This window comes from Bradyrhizobium sp. (assembly GCF_036009065.1).
In the GTDB taxonomy this organism is placed as follows: domain Bacteria; phylum Pseudomonadota; class Alphaproteobacteria; order Rhizobiales; family Xanthobacteraceae; genus Bradyrhizobium.
The window spans coordinates 1-3,013 of record NZ_DASYMN010000388.1 but is presented as its reverse complement, the minus strand read 5'-3'; the positions used below and the strand labels follow the sequence as shown (position 1 = coordinate 3,013).

The 3,013-nt window shown below is 62.2% G+C and carries 2 protein-coding genes and 1 pseudogene; 1 reads left to right on the top strand and 2 read right to left on the bottom strand.

What is annotated here, in order from left to right:
* Positions 1-134, bottom strand: a pseudogene (locus VGP39_RS28225) (nicotinamidase); the annotation flags it as partial.
* Between the two features lie 186 nt (positions 135-320).
* Positions 321-1,265 carry a hypothetical protein gene (locus tag VGP39_RS23855; protein WP_327570560.1) on the bottom strand — a complete coding sequence of 315 codons (945 nt, stop codon included), beginning with the start codon at positions 1,263-1,265 and terminating at the stop codon, positions 321-323.
* Positions 1,266-1,670: 405 nt separating this feature from the next.
* On the opposite strand from VGP39_RS23855, the gene dnaK reads away from it, so the two are divergent.
* The coding region (gene dnaK / locus VGP39_RS23850) for a molecular chaperone DnaK (protein ID WP_327570559.1) at positions 1,671-3,013 on the top strand (1,343 nt) is incomplete at its 3' end.

Here is a 3,013-nt window from a genome sequence, read left to right as displayed (position 1 = left end):
CCGCCCGGCAGGAAACAGTTTTGCACGTCGATGACCAGAAGAGCCGAGGTGTCGTCGATGCTGATTTTGCCGGCCGCGCCGGCCCTCTTGGGCAGGAGGTTCATGGCGACAATCGCTCCCATGCTTGCGAACATTTCCCGTCGATCCAGCATCGCCAAATCTCCACTAAAAGCCCAGCAAATCAGCTCACGGCGGCAGCATAAAGACAATCGCAAATCTAGCGCATGATGGTTTTAACTCGAATCGCCACGAGGCTCAGATCACCTCTCCCCGCAGGGGAGAGGTGATAAAGAGCCGCGTCAACCTAAATTCATCACGCTTTAGCGCGGCTGAATTCCGTCGCGTACCGCGCGGAAGCGCGGAAACGCCTTGGACCAGTCGTCGCGCGGCGTGCTGGCGATGATTCGCATCGCCTGGTTGCCGCTGCCAAACCTCAGCCACTGCACGACCGTGACCGGTGTATTGGCTTTGCCGCTGGTGGCCTCGACACGGGTTTCATATCCCGGCGAGCCGGCGATGCGAAGCGGCTCCGACATCGTGATACGTCCGTCGCGCAAGCCGGGAATCTGGCCCGCGGCCTGCTGCGCGAACCGGCCGCGGTCTTCCGGCTGCGTCGGCGCGGACCCGATGGTGCCGATCACCATGAAGGGCTGTGCCTCGACTCCGGTTTCGTCGTCGCCATCGGCGAACAGGATGGCGGAGCCGGGCGCCAGCGTGCGGACGTTTTTGAAGCCGCTGAGTTCGGTGATCTTGAACGGCAGCAAGCCGAGCTGCTCCTCGACCGATACTTCCTTGCGTACCACGGCCGTTGCAAACATCCGCCGCACGGCGTCGTCCGAAAAGGTTTTGGTCGCGCTTTCCGGGACCTGCGCCGCGATATATCCGGAGAATGCGCCGCCTGCGACGATCATCGAAAAGCGCCGCACCGTGTCGGCGCCGTCCTTTGCGCTTTCAACGGTGTAAAAGCCCTCGCCGGCGGCGGTCTGCAGGCTCTCCGGCTTGATGGCGTTTGCGCCGCCCGGAAAGGCATTGGTCTTGAACGCGTTCTCCACTTCGCCATAGGCGGGCGCGGGGAGTTCGGCGACCAGCACCTTGACCGTATGGTCCTCGGTTTCAAAACCGGGAAAGCTCTTGGAAAGGACAAGCCCCTCGATCGGCACTAACCCGATCCGAAGACCCGGCGGATAGACCGGATCGGCGGCGAAGGCCGGGCTCAGGGCGGCCCACAACAGGGCCAGTGCGAGTAATCGTCCGATGTGGTTCATGAAATTTCTACTGTGTTGGCATTGGGGCCGTTCGATGATCGGCCGCTGCGGCCATTGCGTCGGGGCCCCGGTTTCGGCCCCCGCATACCTGGACGGTTTCCCTATTCCGGCAATAGATCAAGCCACGATTCCGTTCCGAAGCGACATTTTTCCCGGCCGGGCGGGGCGGGATTTTCGTGATTGCGCGGCCCGTATCGCCGTCGCCAATGCCGGTGAGAGGGGATACGATCTTTCAAAGGCAGGCGTTTTCGTGGACCAACGTTGCGTCCGGTCCTTGCAGGCCCCACCCCCCCTCCTATATGAGGCTCACCATCGCGGGTTCGCGAGCATTTGTTATCTGGGGGTTTGGATTGGTGCGCCGTCAGGGCCCAGCCAACCTGCCGCAAAAAGAAGGATATGAGGACCATGGGAAAGGTCATTGGGATCGATCTCGGCACCACGAATTCGTGCGTCGCCGTAATGGATGGCAAGACGCCGAAAGTCATCGAAAACGCCGAAGGCATGCGAACGACGCCGTCGATTGTCGCATTCAGCGATGACGGCGAGCGCCTCGTCGGTCAGCCGGCCAAGCGCCAGGCGGTGACCAATCCCGAGCGTACCATTTTCGCGGTCAAGCGCCTGATCGGCCGCCGCTACGACGACCCAACCGTCGAGAAGGACAAGAAGCTCGTTCCCTACAAGATTTCCAAGGCCGGCAACGGCGATGCCTGGGTCGAGGTGGACGGCAAGACCTACTCACCCTCGCAGATTTCGGCCTTCATCCTGCAGAAGATGAAGGAAACCGCCGAGGCCCATTTGGGCCAGAAGGTCGACCAGGCCGTCATCACCGTTCCGGCTTATTTCAACGACGCCCAGCGCCAGGCCACCAAGGATGCCGGCAAGATCGCCGGCCTCGAGGTGCTGCGCATCATCAACGAGCCGACCGCGGCGGCGCTTGCCTACGGTCTCGACAAGGCGAAGGCCGGCACCATCGCGGTGTATGACCTCGGCGGCGGCACCTTCGACGTCTCGATCCTCGAGATCGGCGATGGCGTGTTCGAGGTGAAGTCGACCAACGGCGATACCTTCCTCGGCGGCGAAGACTTCGACATGCGCCTCGTCAGCTATCTGGCCGATGAATTCCAGAAAGAGCAGGGCATCAATCTGCGCAACGACAAGCTGGCCCTGCAGCGCCTGAAAGAGGCCGCCGAAAAAGCCAAGATCGAACTGTCCTCGACCACGCAGACCGAAATCAACCTGCCGTTCATCACAGCGGATCAGTCCGGCCCGAAGCATCTGACCATGAAGCTGACGCGCGCCAAGTTCGAGGCGCTGGTCGACGATCTCATTCAGAAGACCATCGAGCCCTGCCGCAAGGCGCTGAAGGATGCCGGCCTGACCGCCGGCGAGATCGGCGAAGTGGTGCTGGTCGGCGGCATGACCCGCATGCCGAAGGTCCAGGAAGTGGTGAAGCAGTTGTTCGGCAAGGAGCCGCACAAGGGCGTCAACCCCGACGAAGTCGTTGCGATCGGCGCGGCGATCCAGGCCGGCGTATTGCAGGGCGACGTCAAGGACGTGCTGTTGCTCGACGTGACCCCGCTGTCGCTCGGCATCGAGACGCTGGGCGGCGTGTTCACCCGCATCATCGACCGCAATACCACGATCCCGACCAAGAAGAGCCAGGTGTTCTCGACCGCCGAGGATAACCAGAACGCGGTCACCATCCGCGTCTTCCAGGGCGAGCGCGAAATGGCGGCCGACAACAAGGT